This is a genomic window from Tardiphaga sp. GW822-FHT04G09 (assembly GCF_058800725.1).
Genome location: NZ_JBXAMO010000011.1, coordinates 37,113 through 56,686 on the forward strand (window position 1 = coordinate 37,113; position 19,574 = coordinate 56,686).

Genomic DNA, 19,574 nt, shown 5'->3' on the forward strand with positions numbered 1-19,574 from the left:
GATCTAGCTTCCGATGCGCGTGCGCGGCGATGGGGCGGGCGCCGATCCGAGGATCAGGCCGAGAGCAAACGCGAACCACACGATGGGATGACGCAAGATGAAATGGCTGATGCTGAAAATGGCCAGCGCAACAAACAATGCTGCCAAGGCATCGAGCTTCGCTCGGAACGCGAGCAGGAACGCGCTGGCAAAGAGGCTGCAAACAGCGATCACGGCGAGCAAGCCGCCTTGCGTGAATATGTCAAACAGTGTGCTGTGAGCCTCGAAAGGAGTTGGAAGCAACCTGTTGTCGGCGACGTTCGGCTTCTCAAGATGCGGGCCTGGCCCGAGCCCGAGCGATCCGGCTTTGAGCCCTCGACGGAGCGCATCTTCCCAGAGCTGCACTCGCAGGGACGCCGTGCGCTTCGTTGCCTCGCCGCCACGGTCCTTGGCCAAACTGATGGCCAGACCTTCAAACTCATCGGCGGTCGCGACGGCATATGGTGCTAACGTGATTGCCAGGGGAACGGCGGCAACGATGACCAGAACCGCAACTACAGACCGGAGACTGAATCTGTGTTGCGGCGAGGTCAGCCAACTGCGCAAACGCAGCAGGAAAAAGACCGCGACGGCAGTCACCATGGCAACAAGAAATGTATCGCTTTTGGTCAGGCGGCCGACGATGAAGGTTAGCAGGCAACTGAATGATCCCGCGATGCGGCCAAACCCTTTGGCCGATAGGGCAAGGCTGAGAGACAGAGGCGTCAGAACAGCGCAGTAGAGAGCGATCTGATTGGGATTCTCCGCCCAGCCTCGAAATCGATCCCAGTACCATGGATCGACCGACGGCAGGCTGATGATGGACCAGCCCGCAGCGATCTGCAGGACCAGCGCGATGTTCCAGAAAGCGATCAGAAACCATTGGGTTTGACGCAGGGCTACGTTGGTTTCCATCGTTGCCACGATGAGGCAAGTAAACGCCGCCACCAGCAGGTACGCGAAGGCGTCATGCAACATCGAGGGAAGGTCCAGTTCCTGACTCAGATAGGCCACGCATGTCCCTACGCTCAGGGCAAATGAAAGACAGACCCAAAATGCGCCGATCCGGAGCAAAGCTGTCGCGTTGCAAATCCGGCCGGTAACGACGGCACGCAATGAGACGATGACCAGCCATAGGACGAGACAGATTTCGCCAACACCGAGCGGAATTCCCGGAAGGCGCAGTTGTGAAGCTGTCGTGAGCACGACGCCAAAGGAGAGGAGCGCATTGGTGATCATGGTGCTGCCCCGCTGTGCCGGCCAGCCGTTCGATCTTCATGGACATCGCGAGGTAGACCAGTCGGGTCTTCGCTTTGCCTCCCGGTGAAAATCAGCTTCCTGTAAAGATCGGCGTAACGGTCAGCCACAACATTCAGATCGAACTCACGGCGCACGAGTGCGATCGAACGCTGACCCATGCTCTTTGCGCGGGCAGGATGCTGGAGAAGATCAAGAATGGCCGCGGCGAGCGCACGCGGATCGCGGGGCGGTACCAGATGGCCATTGCAGTTCTCCACCACAACATCGCCGCAGCCTGGCATGCGCGTGGCGACAATAGGCACACCCGCCAAAGCTGCTTCCAGCAGAACACGGGGAATTCCTTCGCGATACTCCGTCGGGAAAGCAAAGACATTCGCAATTCCGAGGAGCGCAGGAACATCGGATCGCGCACCGAGGGCGATTACGTGTGGTGCATATCGATCAATCAAAGCCTGATCGACGGCAAAGGGACCTTCGCTCTCCCTTGGGCCCACAAGCAGGAAACGTACGCGGGGCCGTGTTTCACGAACAATGGCCGCCGCGTCCAGAAGCGTGGGTATGCCCTTCTGTACGGTCAGTCGGCTCACAGTGAGGACGATTTCGTCGTCACCGAGTCCGAGTTCTGTACGAAGTTGCACGGTGGACGGCGCCTGAGCCCGTGCTGACTCGAAACCATCGACATCGATACCCGAACTTCCGATCAGTACGGCGGGGCTGTTGCCGAGCAGGCGGTAGCGACGGAAAAAGTCGCTATCCTCCTTATTTTGAAATACCGTTGCCGAGGTCCAGCGGGCTGTCAGCCGCTGCATCGCCAGGTAGGCCGGCCTGAATGCGAGAGCTTTCAGGCCCGCCGAGGAGAATACCCACCCCATTCCGTTGATGGTGCGCACAATGGGGATTGCGCCTCTAACCGCGAGAGGAGCAAGCAGATTTGGTTTGGTATCGAACGTTTGAACAACGTCCGGGCGAATGCCACGCACAAGCTGTGAGAGCTGGCCGATGGCCAGGCGATCTGCAACACGCGCGCCGAATCTATTAAAGTGATAGCGATGATACTCGATACCGCTGTTCGAGAACGGGAGTGCTGCGCCAGTTCCGGCAGCGCTCACCCGGAAACCACGACTGCGCAAAGCTGCCAGAAATGGGATCCGCAGGGAATGATCCTCGCCTCCTACGCAAAGCACGTGCAACGCCATGCTAATCCTCTCGGTCGCAATCGGAAGCAGCTCGGTCGAGCGAAAAATCGGCTACAGATGGACTTCCATGTCCACGAGTGTGATCGGACGATGCGAGCTTACGGGGCGATCACAAAGTGTCTTCATTCGTTCGAATGACGGCGGCGTCGGAAATATTCGGCGATCCTGAAAAGTCAGGGCACCGCTCCCAGAAGGATTACTCCGAAGCGCGTTTGGCATGATGTGCGCAAGCTGAGGCGTCGTATCGTCAAATCCGGAATCAGTTCAAGCGTCGGGCGCGCGAATCTGGCCGGTCGACGACCCGTTTCACTTGCCGCAGCGTTGATGCCTGGATCGATAAGGAGGCCTGCGTCAATGCTTCTCGGACTCAATTATCGGGAGAAGGCAGGACAGCAACGCGCCCGAGTAGTGCTACCAGCTCCGCCTGCCGCCGCGTCTGTGTCTTGACGAACAATGAGGCCAGGTGTGAGCGTATCGTCGTCCGGCTCAGCCGTCGGGAGCGAGCAATATCAAGTAAATTGTGACCCCGCGCTAATTCAACTGCTAGCTGGGTTTCCGCGGCTGTGAAGCCGAACAAGCGCTGGAGCGCCCGTGGGGTTGGCTCCGGATGAGCGTCGAGATCGAGCAGGATGATGGTGCTGGTTTCATCGGTCCAAACATTGAGCATCTGGCTTACCAGGCTGGTGACGCCTTCCTTGAAGGAGGTCGCGAGCCATGATGTCGAGCCAACGGGAATTTGGGCCCCCGCGCGGTTCACCAACTGCTTTACGGCGCTGTAGAGTGTTTCAGGACTGGTCGCGGACTCGCATTCGCGTTCCAGTATCGCGCGTCCGATGGCGCTCACGTCAAGCACGCAACCACGTTTAAGCAAAACCTGCCCGCAACCAATACGCGCCAGAACCGCGTGTAATACGTCACGTTGTTCGCCAAGACCGGGCTTCTTGTCTGGACTGGCGTCTGGCCGGATAGGGGGAGCGCGATTAGAAATATTGAAGATGGATTCCCTGCAGGGGTGAAGCGATGCAATCGCGCCGGGCAATGTGGCGCTCTGATTCAAATTCAACATTTCGTCATTCCCTTCGCCGACTACTTCGACCGGATGACAAGGCTTGATCGAACGGAAAGCATTCCAATTTCGACGGGCCATGTAAATGTTCAAATCGAGGTAACCCGGCTGCGCACTTGGCTGAAGCGATCTACTGTTCGTAGTGCCTCTGGCGGTCTGAATGACATGGAAGAAATGTCGTCTGGAAAAACGATGCACGTTTCAGCGCGCAGTTTTGTGCAGGCCGTCAGGCCGGATGCCGTAAAGAGCGGTATCCTTTGTGGGTACCCCTGCTTGTACCAATAGCTCAATTGGATGCGCTGGCTACTCCCGACGGGCGTAGCGCAACTTCCACCACATCTCCCGGCTCGACATCGAAATCAACTGATACGGCAATCCTGCTCCATTGCTGGCCGACCTTTCGCGCGATCGTTACCTCTGCCTGGAGATCGCTTGTTCCGACAGGTAGCGCTCCCGCACCACCGACAGGTTGCAATTTCTGACTCAGCGCCTGCAATTTAATCCGTAAGTCCGCCATGCGAACGTTTGAATCTTTCAGCTCACGCAACAGATTGATGGTTCGCTGACTGGCGACCCGCTCGATCTGGCGCACGAAGTCGTCGCGCTGACGTTGCAGCCGCATGACTTCGACCATCGTCTGCAGACGCCGTGTCGACGACAACAGAAGAGCGCGTCGACTTTCTGTGACACGAGGGCTTGGCAATGATCCCGCGCCGAACAATTTGACTATCCGATCCAGCTCATCCTCGTCAGCCTGCACCCCCTTTTCCTCACCATCCTGCTGCTTCCTGAGGGTTGAGAGCTGTGCGTCCGATTGTTTGACAGCATCCTCCAGAAAGCTTCGCTCCTTGCGATAGTCCATTTGCGCGGTCTTTAGCGACGCGGCCTCGGATTGCACGATCGGTTCGATGACGGAGGCCGGCAAGGATACATCGCCGGGCACTTTCTGATCGAAGTTATCATTGCCCTGGATTTCCGCATTGGTGCGAGCAACGTGGAAATACTCCTTGATGTACTCGGTCGATAAAGATTGATAGTCGCGTAACAGATCCGCCGGATCAGTGGCGCCGATCTGACCGCGAGATCGCAGCAGGCTAAAGCCGCCGGCGACCGCAACGGCCTGGCGTACGGTCATGGACGCGCGATAGACCAGCTGTCCGGGCGTGAGAACGTCGCCAGTGACGTAGATCGGTCGATACTCCACGACGCTCGTAATCACGTCCCCCGGCTTGATGACGAGCGCCTGCTCACGCCCATCAGGTGAGCGCTGACGCAGAATCCTGGACTGCAGCAGCGTCTCCATGCGGGTCTGAAGTTCCGACGGGGTCAGACCAGCAACCGGCACCGTACCGACCCCAGGAAGAGCGATCGTGCCGTCAATCTGGATCTGAGCTTTATTGCGCTGTTCAGGCGCTCCACCGATCGATATCTCGACAGTATCGCCGGGCGCGAGGCTGTATTGAGCTCCAAGGCAACCGTCGCTGCCTGCCAAGACAGCGATCCCTGCCCAGAAGCTGATAGGGACATAGCTGAAAACCTTACCGCGCCTGTTGCCCTTCATGACGATCTCCTTGCGCTAAGCTGTCTCCGCTTTCCCGATCGGCCCAGTCGATGCGGGAAACGAAATCGAATACCGGCCCGCCTCGTTGCCCCCAATTACTCGACCAAATGACTTGCGATCCATCGGGAGACGGTGAGCCATGCGTTTCACTCCAGTAGTCATACGGAGCGTTGCGCGTATGCGCGAGGCGGCGAAATTCGCCGCTGCCATCGATTTTCAGTGCGATGACTTCCTGAGCGAACGGAGCCACTTTCTGACCGCCGGCCGGAGCGAGCGCGGCACCGGCATAACTCACAAAGGCCCAGCCGGGACGCCGTATCGCTCGCATCGATACATGCTGACCTTCGCCATAGGGAGCGAGCGCCGTCACCTGCCCGTCCTTGAGCCGCCGTTTGATGACCTGATATCTGTCGGGCACCGACTTGCTGATACCGACATAGACTTCGTTGCCGTCGAGATCGACGGTCATGTCACCGTGCCCAGGTCGGTGATGCTCGGTCCAGCTCTGCAGCAGATCGCCCTCGATGCTGAGGACAAATGCTTGATCTGTGAAGTCGATGCGAGACTGCTGGCAGAAGATGTACTTGCCCAGCGGCGAGATCCCGCAATAGCTGTTTTTACCGGGAAGTCGCGCCAGCTCGATGTCGGGAAATTTCCGGCGATCGGAGAGATCCACTGCAAATGCGATTATCGCGCCCTGCCGGTTGGTGGCCCGCACCACGATGCGGTTACCGTCCCAGGAAGGATTGCCCTTATAAGGGCCGAACTGAAGCTCGCTATAAGTGTCCGTGTCCAGAATCACATCTTCGGTGTTGCTTCGCGGCGCCCATCGCGAAATGCGACGCCCGGCGACGCAAATCATGAGCTCTGGATCTTGCGGATGCCATTCGCATTCACCCCCGCGCTGTCGCCGAAACAGCGGCGCATAGGTGTGCCCGTCAAGAAAGCACAGACCATTGCATCCGTTGACAATCAAAAGCAGGCTCTGGTCGGCGTTCCACGCCTGCGCACTCGAATAGCGATGGGTGCAATAGGAACGCTTGCAAGCCAGGCCGTTTCCCATGGGACTTTCAGGCGTGGTCACACGAACAAAGGTCGTACCGAGGGATGCATCGGTGGCTGGATCGAGATAGCCGGGCAAATCCATGGCAGGCGCCGGGAGGAACTGGGCCTTTGCGATCGATTCCGCCGAAGCGGTTCTGGGTGAGACGAGCAAGACAAGGGCGCCACAGCACAGGAGAGCCCGGGCATACCCCAGCGGGGCCATCATGTGATGAAATCCCTCTGCCGCCGGACCTGCTTCCCCGAAAGGCGATTACGCCACCAGTCAACTGTCCGCTCCAGCCCTTCCTCCAGCTTGACCTGCGGTGACCACCCCGTCGCATGGACGAAGCGGGTGCAATCGGCGAGCAACGCTCGCACTTCCGAATTTGTCGGTCGCAGACGCTTCTCATCCTGAAGCACAGGCTTGTGGCTCGACGTAAGGTCGACGATCACGTCAATCAGGTCACGGATCATGATCGCCCGCTGACTACCTGCGTTATATGGCTGGCCGTATTCGATCCCCTCGGCCAGTCCGGCAGCCATGAACGCGGCCGCCGTATCGGCAACGAAGGTAAGGTCGCGTATGGTTGTTGCGTCCCCGACCATGATCGCAGGGCAAGAGGGATCCAGCGCCTGCCGTATGAGGGCAGCGATGATCGCCCTTTCGCTTTGACGTGGCCCAAACGTATTGAACGGCCTGAGGATGACGACCGGCACGCCGAACGACTTCGCGAAAGCCCCTGCCATCATGTCTGCCGCTATTTTGGAAGCGGAGTAAGGCGATTGTCCCTGCAGCGGATGAGTTTCATCGATCGGCATTGTTATGGCTGTGCCGTAGACCTCGCTGGTCGATGTGTGAATGACCCGCTCGGTACCGTGCTGCCGCGCAGCTTCGAGCACATTCAAGGTGCCGATTACGTTCGTTTCGACATAGGATTGCGCCGCGACGTAGGAATAAGGGATCGCGATCAGTGCCGCGAGATGAAAAACAATCTCGTGGCCGGGCACGAGGCGACCGACGAAAGCCGGATCGCGAATGTCGCCGCGAACAAGGTTGACTTCCTTTCGGGTCGAATCCGGCAGATCGTCCAGCCAACCATGGCTATCGAAGGAATTGTACTGGGCAAGAGCGGTAACGTTGGCTCCTGCCGACACAAGCGCTTCGGTCAGGTGCGAACCAATGAAACCGTCGGCTCCCGTGACGAGAATTCTGGCACCAAGGTAGCTCATGGCCGTCAATGTCCGGTTTGTTGTCCAGGGGCTTTCGATAGATCCTTCAGCGTGCATTCGGCCCGCGATCCCGCCGCTATTGCCCAGGCCGCACGAACAATCCAGCCGAGATCGGAAACCAGTGTTCGGCGCGGGAAATAGGCGAGATCAATTTTCGCCTTGGTCGGGAACAGAACTTGCCGATAGAAATCCACAGCCGCAACGTCAGCAGGATAAAACTTGCTTTCATGTCGAAACATGACCTGGCACGGACCAAAAAGGCCGGGCTTATGGTCGAGAACCTTCTCGAACCCATTGCGAAAGCAGTCGAAGAATACGAGCGATTCAGGCCGTGGTCCCACGAGCGCCATGTCGCCGCGCAACACGTTCCAGAGTTGCGGTAACTCGTCCAGCTTACTCGCAGCAAGGATGCGACCAATCATAGTGAGGCGGCCGTCTCCCTCCATTGTGAGCGGATATCCATGCCGGTCGCAATCCGGCCTGAATTTGCGAAATTTGTACATGCGGAATGGTCGGCCACTTTGACCGAGACGAAGTTGCGAAAAGAAGATCGGCTTCCCGCTCTCGATCCAGATAGCAAGCGCTACGATCAGGAAGAGAGGAGCGAGAATAGCCGCCGCAGCACCCGCAAACAGAATATCAAGGGCGCGCCGCAAGCCCACCTGCGTAACAGGAGTGGACGCCAGGAGTTGGTTAGCCGCCCCGCGCATGGCTATGCGATCGCCCCTAGTGGAAACTCCGTGCCAATTGCGGCTGCAAGGGAATTCACTGCCTGTTCCACATCGGCGGGATTCATCCGGGGGTGCAGCGGCAGCGTAAGCTCCCGTTGAGCGAACTCCTCGGTTCGCGGCAGGAACGTATCGGGGTAAAGCTCTCTGTAAAACGTCAGGTGATGTACGGCGGGATAGTGAATGGTGGTCTGTATGCCGCGCTTGCGCAGCCGATCAATCACAGGCTGCCGATCGATTGCCGGCGGCAGGACGACCGGCATCAGATGATGCGCCGATGGCCAGGGATTCGCGAAGGGTATCATCACCGCCGGGCAATGCTCCGCCATCAGCTGACGATAGCACAGTGACAGGCGCCGTCTCGTGTCATTCCATTCCGGAAGTTTCTTGAGTTGGGCAAGGCCGACGGCAGCACGCAACTCGTCCATACGATAGTTGAATCCAAGGATAGTTACATCGTAATCGGGACGGCGGCTGGTGAGGCGCTGTCGCGTGCTGCTTGTCATGCCGTGAGACCGAGCCCGCCTGATGGTTTCCCTTAGAGCACGGCTGCGGGCGATAATGGCGCCCCCCTCGGCCGTCGTCATGTTCTTGTTGCCATAGAAGCTGAATGCTGCCGCCTCGCCAAAGGTCCCTACCGCGGGCAGTCCGGGTGCATGAGCCGCATCCTCGATCAGGAGCAGGCCCTTGCGACGAGCAAAGGACTGCCAGGTGTCGCGGTGGGCGAGGTAGCCGGCGAAATGGACGAGAATAATCGCCTTGGTTCTCGATGTGCATTTGGCCTCGGCGTCATCCAGCGACATCAACGGAATCTCGGCTGAATCGATATCGACGAAGACGGGACGCGCCCCCACATAGAGAACGCTATTGGCTGTGGCGACGAAGGTCAGTGATGGAACAAGAACTTCGTCGCCCGGCCCAATGCCGAGCGCGTGCAGGATCAGGTGGAGGGCTGCCGTGCACGAACCGACGGCGATCGAATCCTCGGCCTCATGAAGATGGGCGAACGCTTGTTCAAATTCCCGGACGCGGTCTCCCATCGTGACCCAGCCGCTCTCGATGACGGAGGCCAGGGCTGTTTGCTCGTCCGGACCCAGGACTGGCTCTGATACCAATAGCATGTGTTATCTCCGATCCCGGATTCAGCGAAATATCTGGAGTGACACGAGCGACAGCCGTGACATGCAACATCTTCGTCAGGCTGCGGCGGTTGCCACGAACGCCGGAGGCGACTGCTCGTCCCATGCGATATCCTGAGCCTTGAGGAAGTCGTCTACCCGCCCGATGTCGAGCCACATGCCGTTGTGCTTGAATACGTTCACGGGTATTTCCTCCTCCAGCATCTGGGCCATCAGATCATCGAAGCCGAATGGAACACCTGACGGAATGCGATCCAGCACCGAGGGATCCATGCAGTAGATGCCCATGCTCACGAGATGCGACAGTTCAGGCTTCTCGCGAAATCCTGTGACGCATCCGCCCGTCTCATCGATCACGCCGAAGTCCATTTTGGTAGGACGTGTGGCGGTGGCAATGGTGAGAGGACCCTGGTGCCGCCGATGACAGCTCACGAATTGACTGAGGTTCAGGTCCGTAAGCACATCGCCATTGAGGACCAGAAACGGCGCATCGAGCTGTTCTCGTAAAAGTGACAGCGGGCCGATCGTTCCAAGCGGTTCCAGCTCCTGCGTATAAACGATCTGCATATTCCACTGGTTGCCGTCGCCGCAAACACTGCGAATAAGATGGCCCAGATATCCAGTCGTGATGAACACGTCCCTGATTCCGTTTCGCCTGAGCCATTTGAGCAGGAGTTCGAGAACGGGCCGCGATCCGATCGGCATAAGCGGCTTCGGCAAGATGGATGTATGCGGCCGCAAGCGCATTCCCTTTCCGCCGCATTGGATGACAGCCTTCATATTATCCTCCTGTGTTGCTGGAGCGCGCAATCGTTCATCATGTCAACGCGAAAGCCCGACCTGGCGCTGATGGCCGAACCGGAATGGCATTGAAGAGAAAACTAGACGCGGACTATCAATACGTCTTCGTGCGTTTGCATGAGATGCGGAAAGGATAGTTGGAATGACATGAGTACATGTATCGGAGCGCAATGCTGCAGCTCCGCATCGCGCATGATGGGACTAGCCGGGCAGGTCTTTGGCTGTCTCGCGGCGTGAATGTCGGAAAGCAAGTTTCACATCGTCGCGATTGGAATGGCGGCGACAGCCACGACGAGCCGGCTTGTAAGCCAGCCTGCCAGCAACTGCCGCCCGGCGCCTGTCACGCGCGCGACGTTGCATCAGCCGTCACCGAGGGTCACCGAAACGATTCATCGGGTCGCGTCGCGACCGCCTGCGCGATTGTCGGCGCCTCACGCGCCTGCGCTTGATCGTTCACCGGTACGAGCACCACCATTCGATAACCATCGATCGGCGCGATCGTTCTGGTCTGCGCAATAATCCCTGGCTATTTGCCGAGCCGTGCCGTGACACAGATCTTTCCGTTGATGCCCTTACGGATCAGACGGTCGATGCTAGAGACTTCAACATGCTTTGACGCATGGTTGATCGTACCCATTGGCACGGGTGCTTCGCTTTTCTTGATCTCGGAGATCATAGCAACCGGATTTGAAAGCCGGCTGTTCGAATCACCAGATGAAGGCGGAGAGTTGCTGTTTGCTGGTTCTGCCAGCGATCCGTTGTTCATCCCCCAAATCGCTGCCTGTGTCCGATTCTGGACTCGGAGCTTGCGAAGGATCGCCTTGACGTGAACTTTTACAGTTGCCTCGGCGATATGGATCTTCCGCGCGATGCTTTTGTTGGAAGCGCCTTCAATCAGGCACTGCAAAATTGATTTCTCCCGTGGCGACAATTGCGGCGTGGCCGGATCTTCTGTCGTGATAAGAATTGCCTGCTTTTTGTCCTGGTCGTGCGATTCCGCATCGCCCGCATAACTACCTTCGGGTGCAAGAACAGATGATAGAAATGCCGGAGGAAAGATTGTTTCCCCCATCATGATCAATTCAATGGATTTTATGAAGACATCGCACGTCATAACGTTGACGAAGTAGCCGTTAGCACCCGCCCGAAACGCGGCGGCCAGTTCGTCCCTTCGATAGTGATCGGCCACGATCGCAATGCGGCCGTCCGGATGGTGGTCCCTGAAAAGTTCGATTTGTTCAATCGCGGCGTCAAAATCATGGCCGGTGTGAACAATAAGAAACAGAGGTTGGTGTGCTTGCAGTTGGCCCGGGAGCAAATCATCGACACTTGATACTGAGGCAAGGATACGAAAATTTGCTGAGCGTAGAATTCTGGCAAGCCCCTCTCTGAGAAGAATACTTTTTCCAACGAGAATAGTTAAAAAAGATTGCTGCCTCCGCATCGCGACCCTCCCAACCATACGCAAACTGATATTCAAAAAAAAAGAGCTATTGAAATCCGAGTTCTTCTTGGTGATCCGTCGGCGGCTAAGCGCCGCTTCTTCGGCAGGTTTTGGTATTGAAATATTTTCAGCCGGCAAGAAACTCTGTCATTGTAGCAAGCCTTTCGTGGTCGGATTTTGAAGAAGCCTCCTTTGCCGGTCGTGACGATTTTACGAATGTTAGATGCGAATTCCCGATCTCCCTATATACCTTTGGTTATAGATGATGCGCCGGTACTGAGGGATGTCGTTCATAATAGCAAACCGGGCCACCGCCACAGATTCCGCAGCGTGATTGCGTGCTTCGTCACACGGCCTCTATCTTGGAGTGATACTTTTATAAGTAGCCACCCAACGTTGCGGCGCAGCGAGGGTGCGTTTTCAGAAAATTAGTGACTCCGGGGTTAAGAAGGAAATATTTGGGGTAGCGTGGAGTTTAAGTGTTGGGGGGCTAGGCTGAGGACCGCCCATGAACTGCACCAGCGTCGTGATCGCAGACCGCCATCCTGTGGTTCTGCAAGGGTTAACGAGCGTGCTTGAAGCGCAAAACGGCTTCAAGGTTGTCGCATGTTGCAGCACAGGCGCGAGCTGTATCGAAGCGATTCGAAATCTGACGCCCGACATCGCCGTTATCGACATCGCAATGCCAGGCCTGACCGGGCTGGAAATAATTACCATCGCCAACTCCGAGGGGCTTTCCACGCGCGTCGTCTTTTTCGCCGCTGTCATTGAGGAACGCCAACTGGCTTTATCGGCTGCGGCTGGCGCCTACGGTGTCGTCCTGAAGGACGTGGCTCTCGAAACCCTGGTGCAGTCGCTGCGGGAAGTCGCAACCGGCCAAAGGCTGTTGCCGCCCCCCTCAATCGATCACATCATACCTTCCGAGCAAAAGAATAACGCTATCACGGAGCGTGTGCTGACGGTGCTGACAGAGCGCGAGCGTCAGATCATGCGCCTGGTCTCCGAAGGGCTGTCGAACAAGGAAGTTGGGCGTCGGCTGAATATTGCTGATGGCACCATCAAGCAGCATCTCCATCACATCTATCAGAAGCTTGAAATCAGTAACCGGACGGTGCTTGCGGCGCTTGCTATATCGCACATCGAACGTGGAGGCCTGCTTGAGGATCAGGCTCCGATAGTTCATTGTGATTGAGCATGAACAGTCCCGCGCTGACCCGCGCGCCACGTCCCCTCTTGGATCCTTCGCCAGATCGAACGCCTCGATGGCCGATTGTCAATTTTAAAAATTGCGACAGATCGCGATTTCGGAAATAGACATGCCTGTCACGCACTCAGCCCTCAGTCTCGATCGCGTAATCGGAGGCCTGAGATCGTGACTCATGGCGGCGAGCATCCGAGTGCGGTCGTCAGATATCCGCTGCCAGACATAACTAGCCTTTGACGTCGTTCACGTTGAAGAGCATGCGTGAATAATCCGGCGCGCGCGGGATGACCCCATATTTTACGAACAGATTGGCGGCGTTGTCCAAGATCGGGATCAGTGCCGGCGTGACTGCGTGGAATTCGCGCGACGCTGGCGGCACGAAGATCGGCGCGACCTTCGGATCAAGATTGCCGAGCTTTTCCCACAGCCGTGCGGTCGCTGCGGGATCCTTGGCCGACTCGGCGGCGCTTTCGCGCAGAGCATCAAATGCTGCCTTGATGGTTCGCGGGTGCTCCTTCGCGAACTGCTCGCGAACGATATAGATCAGCAGGTTCTCCGATCCGACGTCGCGGCCACTGACCAACTTCACGCCATTGCCCTTCGTCTCCGCAGACGCGCCGAACGTCCGCCAGGTCGCGATCGCCTCAACCTGCCCCCCATTGAAGGCGGCCAGCGCGTCCGCCGGGTCAAAATAGCTGATATCGACGTCTTTTGGGCTGATCCCGGCACGATCCAGCGCCTTCAGGAGGACATGATGGCCCGACCCTCCTTTGTCGCTGGCGATCTTGCGACCCTTGAGGTCGGCGAGGCTGTTGATGCCAGCGGCCTTTTTCACCCAGACCCCTTCGCCGTCGAGGTCCGGCTCCTGATAGCCGAAGATCTTGAACTTGGCATTCCCGAGCACCGCCGGCGCCGCATTCGTCGAGGTGGTGAAAGTCGCATCGACCTGACCGGCGGCGAGCGCCTCATAGGGCGTGCCCGGATAGGGGCCGCGCCACACCAGCCTGGCGCCCGCTTCACCGAGCCTGCGGTCAAATGCGCCATTCTCCTTGGCGAGATTCGACGTGGTGAGACCGCGGATGACGCCGAACTGAAAATCAACCGGCTTGGCGCCCTGCGCGGCTAACGGCGCAATATCGGCCAACATCAGCGCGAAGGCCAACCCGGCAAGAGCCGCAGCCAAGAGCAGCGAGTTGAAACGAAGCGACATGATGTCGGTACTCCAAGGGGAAAGGAGGAATCGGACGAGAGCGCGACGCGTCTACGCGACGGTCACCAGGCTTGCGGCGAGTTCACGGGAGAGTGTCCAAATGGCTTTGCTTCGCTCATTAATGGCATCGGAAAGACGAACCGAGCGCAGCACTCCTGCTTGTGCGAGGACGTCGGCCACCCGCTGCTGTTCGGATCTGAAATCGTCATCAGCGACGGACAGGCCCTCCGCTCCGGTCTGCCGGCGAATGCCACGCTCCAAAGCATCGCGCCCGACCGGGCTGCCGTCCTCAAGCAACGCGGCCGCTTCCCGAGGGTTTTGCCCGAGCCAGCGGCCCGCCTGATCCAACGCCGTAACAATCTTCGCAAGCGTTCTGGGCGCGCGGGCCACGATCTCGCTGCGTACAAAACTGACGCTGCGATTGCTCCAGACGTCGCCGACGGCAACGAGTACCCGCAGCGCAGGGTCGTCGATCTCCTCTGGTCGCGCGACCCATGCGTCGACGCTGGCCGGATCGACCCGGCCCTGGCTATCGACGAAGCTGACCGGAATGATATCGCGGAATGATCGACCGATGCCGTCCAGCGCGAGGGCAACAAACGCCGTGTGCCACGAGCCGACGGCAAAGCCGATGCTGCGCCCGACCAGACCAGCGAGATCACGAACCGGGGATGCGGCAGGCACCACGATGGCTCCGGAATGCGGGCGGGGCTGGCCGACCGCAAGATAGGTGATGTCCTGGCCTGCGGCCTGGATGGCGATCGGCGGCGTCGCGCCGGTCAGCCCGACATCGATGGCGCCATCGGCAAATTGCTTCGGCGTCTGCGTGCCGTGTCCGTAATAGACCCACTCGACCTCACCACGCAGCGCCTCGCGGATGCCGGCAAAAGCCGGTGCCCACAGCAGGATCGGGCCAGCCGGCGACTGCGGATGAATTCCAACCTTCACACTCATCACCGCACCCCCACGCCGTTGAGTTGGTTGTTGAAGGTGCGCGCGGTGCGCTGCGCGGCCTCGCGCTGGGGATTGACCGGGCTGAGCGGAAGCAACGGCAGCAGGTCGTCCGCAACGCGGAGCGCTTCCTCCGGCAGCGGGTGATGCGACAGGATGAATTTGTCGACCCCGATATTGTGATATTCGATCAGGCGCGCGGCGACCTGGGCGGGCGTGCCGACCAGCGTGATACTCGACCCGACGCGCAACAGGCCGTAGCCCGCCCAAACGTTCGGTGCGATTTCGAGATCACGCGCATGCTTCGGCAATTTACCCCCATGCAGAGCCGACGCACGTTCCTGTCCCACCGACTGTCCGGCGCGCAAACCGCGCTGAAGCGCATCGACTGCATCCTGATTGGCATATTGCAGCATGTTGTCGACTTCGGCCCAGGCCTGCTGCTCGGTATCGCGAACCACGACATGCACCGTCATCGCGGTTTCGACCTTGCGACCATATTTGGCCGCTGCTGCACGGAACGTCGCGATATGGGCTCCCTGCTTGTCGAGTGGCTCGGCCCAGCTCGCATAGACGTCGCCGTGTTTCGCAGCGAGATCGATCGCCACGTCCGACGATCCACCGACCCAGATCGGCGGATACGGAGACTGGATCGGCGTCCCGACGGGCTGACCGCCGCGAATGTCGAGATACTTGCCCTGGAAATCAATCGGTCCAGAATGGCCGCCAATGAAGCGGCGATACACGTCTAGGTATTCGGCGCCGTGCGCATAACGCTCATCATGCTGCAGATGGACACCGGACGCGCTCAAGCCGGCATGACCGTTCACGATGTTGATATCGAGCCGGCCGCCTGACAGATGATCAAAGGTCAGGGCCTGCTTCGCCAGCAAGGTCGGCGACAGCAGCGACGGATGGACCGCGATCAGGAAGCGCATTCGTTCGGTATGAGCCGCGAGCGTCGATGAAATAACCCAGGGATCCCAGCCACCGCCTGCACCGGTTGCGACCAGCGCGCCATGGAAACCCGAAGCATCGATCGTCGCGCCAAGTGCTTTCAGGTAGCGGCGATCGACGTGACGCGTCTTCGATGCATGCCACGGATGCTGACCGTCGACGTAGAAAACGTACCAATAGACTTCCATTTGTGCTTCCTCACTTATGCGCGTGTGTCAGAATCGGGCCGTGCAGCGGCGTAACGGGCGTGGGCAGCCTCCAGCGGGCGCGAATCAATCCAGGCTTTGAGATCGACCGGCCGGCTGATGAAATCGTGACGCAGCAGAAAGTCGTTCTGCGATTGCAGCGCAGCGAGGCTCTCTTCACCGAGATCGATATCGAGACCATCGGCGAGATCGTCGCCCCAGCTCTGATCGACCAGCGTCTCGGATGTCTTGAACTCCTGCGCCATCAGGCGCACCACCTCGACGCGGTGGGCGCGGGCCCAGTCTCGCGCGCGCAGAAGCTGGAGGATGACCCGCTCGACGATTTCGGGGCGTTGCTCGATGAGATTGGCACTCACCGTCAGCACATCCGGCGTATCGTTGTTGACGCGGTCGAGCCGGTCGGGCGCCAGCGAGCGATCGAAGATCGTCGTGGCGCCGATCAGGCCCTCGAATTCGACGCCATAATGCGCTTGGGTGGCGATGGCATCGACCTCGCCGCGCACCAGCGGCAGCAGCAACTCCCGCCGGCGGGCGAGGCTGCGATCGGCAGTCCAAAGCGAACCGTCCGGCGACAGCTTCGCCTGCGCTCCCGGCTGGGAGCCCACCTGAGAGATCTGCTCCACGAATTGCACATCGGCGAGACCGAGACCGGCCGAAGCCAGCGCGGCTTCATAGGTACGCAAGGTCGATGCGCGCCAATAGTCGATCGACGCGGCCGGACTGCGCTGGATCAGAATCCTGCGGCCAGCCAGATCGGCAGGCGAGCGGATGCCGCTGTCAGGCAGCACCTGCACCTGCTGCCGCATAGTGACCCAGGATACGCCGAGCAACCGCGTCTCGGCCCCCTCCGACCTCGCCCAGAGCGGCGGAATGTTGCCGCCATGACGAAACACATCGGCCTTGGCGTGAGTGAAATGCGCGTTGCGGATAGCATCGTCGCGAGATTCCCCGAGCGAACGCCACGGCACCGAGGCGCCGCCGTCCTGACCCGCCAGCGCGTCATGTAGCCAGCCCTGCTTGAGCGCCACCGCGAACGGCGTCGGAACGGGGCAACGCGAGTACCAGACGTCCCGATCGAAGGCAGCCGGCGGTGCAACAACAGTCATATCGGTCTTCCCTTTTGATGGTTCGGCCACAGGAGCGCCCCAACTAGGACGCCGTCGCTTGGCGACGCTGCACGCCATCGTCACCGGTCGCAGACACGCCGAGCTCTTCAAGCAATTGCCGCCGCAGATATTCGAAGCCCGCGGCGGCGCGCACGCGCGGCCGATCGAATGTCACGGGAAGATCGACGACGATACGCCCGTCGCGCATGACAAGGACGCGGTCCGCCAGAGTGAGGGCCTCATCGACATCGTGGGTGACGAGCAGAACGGCGGGCCCGTGTGCCTGCCACAGGTCGAGCACAAGCTGCTGCATGCGCAGCCGGGTCAGCGCATCGAGCGCCGCGAAGGGCTCGTCCAGCAGCAGCAGCTCCGGCTGCCGCACCAATGCGCGCGCCAGCGCGACGCGCTGCGCCTCCCCGCCCGACAGGGTGCCGGGCCAGTCATCGATGCGCCCGCCGAGACCGACTTCATCGAGCGCGTGCTCGGCGCGCACCCGGTCTCGGGACAGGCCGAGCATGACGTTGCGCCAGACCTTCCGCCACGGCAGAAGGCGCGCATCCTGAAAGACGATGCCGCGGCGCTCCGGCACACCGATATCGCCCGCATCCGGCTGGTCGAGCCCCGCGAGAAGCCGCAACAATGTTGTCTTTCCGCAGCCGCTTGCACCGAGCAACGCGACGAACGCGCCTGGTGCGATATCGACATCGATCTGCCGTAGAACCTGCCGATCGCCGAATTGCCGCGTCGCGCCACGCACGCTGACAACGGGCGCCGCGCGCTCGTTTATTAGCCGGGAAACGATCGGCGCCATGACAACAGCCTCCATTCTGCAACGCGCGCCAGGCCATCGGCGGTGAAGCCGACCAGCGCGTAGATCACGACACACAGGATGACGATTTCGGTCTGGGCGAATTCGCGGGCCTGCGCGACCAGAGCGCCAAGGCCAGTGCCGACACCCGCCAGCTCCGAAGACACCAGCGCTGCCAGCGCCCATGAGAAAGACAGCCGCAGGCCGACCAGGATCGATGGCATCGCGCCCGGCATCACCACCTCGGTGACGATGCCAAAGCCATGAACGCCGAACGCTCTCGCCGCCTCGGCGAGCCGCCCATCGACACCGCGAATGCCTGCGACGGTGTTCAGATAGGCCGGAAACACCGCACCGAAGCAGACCAGCGCAATCTTGGAGGCCTCGTCGGCGCCGAACCACAGGCTGAACATGGGGGCCAGCGCCAGAAACGGAATGGCGCGCAGCGACTGCAGCGTCCCGTCAAACAAATCCTCGGCCCGGGCGGAGAGTCCTACGGCAATGCCAAGCGCGATGCCTGCGACGACGCCGAGCGGAAAACCGACCAGCAACCTGAACAACGAGATCTCCAGCCCGGCCTGCAACGCCCCATCGCGGACGAGAGCGCCTCCTGCATCGAGAATGGTCGAAGGCTGCGGCAGCGCGACCGCCGAAAGCCACCCTGCGCGCCCAGCGATCTCCCAGATCGCGAGCAGGAGGATCGGCATGGCCAGCCGACGCAGACCAAGACGCGCCGGCCAGCGCAGCCATACTGCTCGTCGCCCGGACCCGGGCGCCAGACCTGCCTCGATCGCCGTCATGAGGCCCGCACGCCATTGCGCCATGACAACTGCCAGTCTGCAAAATGTTCGGCGCCCTTGTTCGCGGCCCAGCCGAGCACGGCATAGACGGCGATGCACAGGGCCATCACGTCCGTCTGGACGAAGCGCCGAGCGTCCCCAAGCAAGGCGCCGATGCCGGTGGTGAGATTGATCTGTTCGGCGACCACCAGCGCGATGATCGACATCACCAGCGAATAGCGCAGCCCGACGAGGATCGCCGGCAATGCGCCCGGCACCAGGATCTCGCGGAGCCCTCCCCAGCGGCTCAGACCCGTGACGCGCCCGACCTCGATCAGCCGCGCATCGATGTCGCGGATGCCGCCATGGGTGTTGAGATAGAGTGGAAAAAACGAGGCAAAGGCGACAAGCGCGACTTTCGCGACTTCAGATATGCCGAACCAGACGATGAACAGCGGAGCGAGCGCCACGAAAGGAACAGTGCGCAGCAGCTGAAGGGTGCCATCGAGCAAATCCTCGCCGCCGCGCGAGGCGCCCGAGACGATCCCGGCGGCAAGACCAAGGCCGCCCCCGATCACGAGGCCGAACAGCGCCCGACGAAGCGACTCGCCGATGGCGATCGGCAGGGTGCCATCGGCTGCGAGCTTCCATGCCGTCTGCGCGGTATGCCACGGCGACGCAAGGACGCCATCCGGAATGACGCCCGTCGCCGCACCGGCCGACCAGATGGCCAACAAGCCCGTCGGCAACAGCCATTTGAAGTAATGGGGCGCCGCTCGATCGAGCGCGCTGAAAACGCTCATTGCAATATAACTCTCGCAAATTTCGCAATAGCGCTAGATGATTGCCCTATCGCGTTTCAGGCG

18 protein-coding genes are annotated in these 19,574 nt (G+C 59.9%); 1 reads left to right on the forward strand and 17 read right to left on the reverse strand.

Annotated elements, in window-relative coordinates; genetic code table 11:
- Positions 1-3 precede the first annotated feature (3 nt).
- From AC1RLZ_RS19005 to AC1RLZ_RS19050, 10 genes are all read right to left on the reverse strand, one after another.
- Entirely contained in the window at positions 4-1,257 is a 1,254-nt protein-coding gene (locus AC1RLZ_RS19005) for an O-antigen ligase family protein (RefSeq protein WP_493189887.1), read from the reverse strand.
- Complete coding sequence (locus tag AC1RLZ_RS19010; protein ID WP_493189888.1) at positions 1,254-2,474, reverse strand: glycosyltransferase; 1,221 nt, start codon at positions 2,472-2,474, stop codon at positions 1,254-1,256. The genes AC1RLZ_RS19005 and AC1RLZ_RS19010 overlap by 4 nt, the downstream gene beginning before the upstream one ends.
- Positions 2,475-2,841: 367 nt before the next feature.
- Complete coding sequence (locus AC1RLZ_RS19015; RefSeq protein ID WP_493189889.1) at positions 2,842-3,621, reverse strand: helix-turn-helix transcriptional regulator; 780 nt, start codon at positions 3,619-3,621, stop codon at positions 2,842-2,844.
- Between the two features lie 205 nt (positions 3,622-3,826).
- Entirely contained in the window at positions 3,827-5,101 is a 1,275-nt protein-coding gene (locus tag AC1RLZ_RS19020) for a polysaccharide biosynthesis/export family protein (protein ID WP_493189890.1), read from the reverse strand.
- On the reverse strand, positions 5,079-6,248 hold the full coding sequence (locus tag AC1RLZ_RS19025) for a hypothetical protein (RefSeq protein WP_493189891.1): 1,170 nt from the start codon (positions 6,246-6,248) through the stop codon (positions 5,079-5,081). Before AC1RLZ_RS19025 ends, AC1RLZ_RS19020 begins: the two co-directional genes overlap by 23 nt.
- 119 nt (positions 6,249-6,367) lie before the next feature.
- Positions 6,368-7,375, reverse strand: a complete 1,008-nt coding sequence (locus tag AC1RLZ_RS19030) for an SDR family NAD(P)-dependent oxidoreductase (protein ID WP_493189892.1) — start codon at positions 7,373-7,375, stop codon at positions 6,368-6,370.
- Between the two features lie 5 nt (positions 7,376-7,380).
- Entirely contained in the window at positions 7,381-8,037 is a 657-nt protein-coding gene (locus AC1RLZ_RS19035; protein ID WP_493189978.1) for a sugar transferase, read from the reverse strand.
- 50 nt (positions 8,038-8,087) lie between these two features.
- Positions 8,088-9,224: a DegT/DnrJ/EryC1/StrS family aminotransferase gene (locus tag AC1RLZ_RS19040; protein WP_493189893.1), complete on the reverse strand. Its 1,137-nt coding sequence runs from the start codon at positions 9,222-9,224 to the stop codon at positions 8,088-8,090.
- A 75-nt stretch (positions 9,225-9,299) separates the two neighbouring features.
- Positions 9,300-10,022 (reverse strand): sugar phosphate nucleotidyltransferase, encoded by a 723-nt coding sequence (locus AC1RLZ_RS19045; RefSeq protein ID WP_371423104.1) that lies wholly within the window; start codon positions 10,020-10,022, stop codon positions 9,300-9,302.
- Between the two features lie 547 nt (positions 10,023-10,569).
- The gene (locus tag AC1RLZ_RS19050) at positions 10,570-11,625 is read right to left on the reverse strand and encodes a LuxR C-terminal-related transcriptional regulator (RefSeq protein ID WP_493189894.1); all 1,056 of its coding nucleotides are present in this window, start codon (positions 11,623-11,625) and stop codon (positions 10,570-10,572) included.
- 370 nt (positions 11,626-11,995) lie between these two features.
- Here AC1RLZ_RS19050 and AC1RLZ_RS19055 point away from each other — a divergent pair, with 370 nt between their 5' ends.
- Positions 11,996-12,679 (forward strand): LuxR C-terminal-related transcriptional regulator, encoded by a 684-nt coding sequence (locus tag AC1RLZ_RS19055; protein WP_493189895.1) that lies wholly within the window; start codon positions 11,996-11,998, stop codon positions 12,677-12,679.
- A 238-nt stretch (positions 12,680-12,917) separates the two neighbouring features.
- Here the strand turns inward: AC1RLZ_RS19055 and AC1RLZ_RS19060 are convergent, their stop codons facing one another.
- From AC1RLZ_RS19060 to AC1RLZ_RS19090, 7 genes are read right to left on the reverse strand one after another with little or no spacing between them, the layout of a single operon-like run.
- On the reverse strand, positions 12,918-13,901 hold the full coding sequence (locus AC1RLZ_RS19060; RefSeq protein ID WP_493189896.1) for an ABC transporter substrate-binding protein: 984 nt from the start codon (positions 13,899-13,901) through the stop codon (positions 12,918-12,920).
- A gap of 51 nt (positions 13,902-13,952) precedes the next feature.
- Positions 13,953-14,855, reverse strand: a complete 903-nt coding sequence (locus AC1RLZ_RS19065) for an ABC transporter substrate-binding protein (RefSeq protein WP_493189897.1) — start codon at positions 14,853-14,855, stop codon at positions 13,953-13,955.
- On the reverse strand, positions 14,855-15,997 hold the full coding sequence (locus AC1RLZ_RS19070; RefSeq protein ID WP_493189898.1) for an LLM class flavin-dependent oxidoreductase: 1,143 nt from the start codon (positions 15,995-15,997) through the stop codon (positions 14,855-14,857). The genes AC1RLZ_RS19065 and AC1RLZ_RS19070 overlap by 1 nt, the downstream gene beginning before the upstream one ends.
- Before the next feature lie 14 nt (positions 15,998-16,011).
- Positions 16,012-17,121: an ABC transporter substrate-binding protein gene (locus AC1RLZ_RS19075; protein ID WP_493189899.1), complete on the reverse strand. Its 1,110-nt coding sequence runs from the start codon at positions 17,119-17,121 to the stop codon at positions 16,012-16,014.
- A gap of 43 nt (positions 17,122-17,164) precedes the next feature.
- Positions 17,165-17,932, reverse strand: coding sequence for an ABC transporter ATP-binding protein (locus AC1RLZ_RS19080; RefSeq protein WP_493189900.1), 768 nt, complete (start codon positions 17,930-17,932; stop codon positions 17,165-17,167).
- Positions 17,908-18,753, reverse strand: coding sequence for an ABC transporter permease (locus tag AC1RLZ_RS19085; RefSeq protein WP_493189901.1), 846 nt, complete (start codon positions 18,751-18,753; stop codon positions 17,908-17,910). The genes AC1RLZ_RS19080 and AC1RLZ_RS19085 overlap by 25 nt, the downstream gene beginning before the upstream one ends.
- Positions 18,726-19,511, reverse strand: a complete 786-nt coding sequence (locus AC1RLZ_RS19090; protein ID WP_493189902.1) for an ABC transporter permease — start codon at positions 19,509-19,511, stop codon at positions 18,726-18,728. Before AC1RLZ_RS19090 ends, AC1RLZ_RS19085 begins: the two co-directional genes overlap by 28 nt.
- Between the last annotated feature and the right edge of the window lie 63 nt (positions 19,512-19,574).

What these genes read in the sequence shown, in the direction of transcription:
- AC1RLZ_RS19005 (WP_493189887.1), bottom strand. Translation starts at nt 1,257, where the DNA reads ATGATCACCAATGCGCTCCTCTCCTTTGGCGTCGTGCTCACGACAGCT.
- AC1RLZ_RS19010 (WP_493189888.1), bottom strand. Translation starts at nt 2,474, where the DNA reads ATGGCGTTGCACGTGCTTTGCGTAGGAGGCGAGGATCATTCCCTGCGG.
- AC1RLZ_RS19015 (WP_493189889.1), bottom strand. Translation starts at nt 3,621, where the DNA reads ATGGCCCGTCGAAATTGGAATGCTTTCCGTTCGATCAAGCCTTGTCAT.
- AC1RLZ_RS19020 (WP_493189890.1), bottom strand. Translation starts at nt 5,101, where the DNA reads ATGAAGGGCAACAGGCGCGGTAAGGTTTTCAGCTATGTCCCTATCAGC.
- AC1RLZ_RS19025 (WP_493189891.1), bottom strand. Translation starts at nt 6,248, where the DNA reads ATGGATTTGCCCGGCTATCTCGATCCAGCCACCGATGCATCCCTCGGT.
- AC1RLZ_RS19030 (WP_493189892.1), bottom strand. Translation starts at nt 7,375, where the DNA reads ATGAGCTACCTTGGTGCCAGAATTCTCGTCACGGGAGCCGACGGTTTC.
- AC1RLZ_RS19040 (WP_493189893.1), bottom strand. Translation starts at nt 9,224, where the DNA reads ATGCTATTGGTATCAGAGCCAGTCCTGGGTCCGGACGAGCAAACAGCC.
- AC1RLZ_RS19045 (WP_371423104.1), bottom strand. Translation starts at nt 10,022, where the DNA reads ATGAAGGCTGTCATCCAATGCGGCGGAAAGGGAATGCGCTTGCGGCCG.
- AC1RLZ_RS19055 (WP_493189895.1), top strand. Translation starts at nt 11,996, where the DNA reads ATGAACTGCACCAGCGTCGTGATCGCAGACCGCCATCCTGTGGTTCTG.
- AC1RLZ_RS19060 (WP_493189896.1), bottom strand. Translation starts at nt 13,901, where the DNA reads ATGTCGCTTCGTTTCAACTCGCTGCTCTTGGCTGCGGCTCTTGCCGGG.
- AC1RLZ_RS19065 (WP_493189897.1), bottom strand. Translation starts at nt 14,855, where the DNA reads ATGAGTGTGAAGGTTGGAATTCATCCGCAGTCGCCGGCTGGCCCGATC.
- AC1RLZ_RS19070 (WP_493189898.1), bottom strand. Translation starts at nt 15,997, where the DNA reads ATGGAAGTCTATTGGTACGTTTTCTACGTCGACGGTCAGCATCCGTGG.
- AC1RLZ_RS19075 (WP_493189899.1), bottom strand. Translation starts at nt 17,121, where the DNA reads ATGACTGTTGTTGCACCGCCGGCTGCCTTCGATCGGGACGTCTGGTAC.
- AC1RLZ_RS19080 (WP_493189900.1), bottom strand. Translation starts at nt 17,932, where the DNA reads ATGGCGCCGATCGTTTCCCGGCTAATAAACGAGCGCGCGGCGCCCGTT.
- AC1RLZ_RS19085 (WP_493189901.1), bottom strand. Translation starts at nt 18,753, where the DNA reads ATGGCGCAATGGCGTGCGGGCCTCATGACGGCGATCGAGGCAGGTCTG.
- AC1RLZ_RS19090 (WP_493189902.1), bottom strand. Translation starts at nt 19,511, where the DNA reads ATGAGCGTTTTCAGCGCGCTCGATCGAGCGGCGCCCCATTACTTCAAA.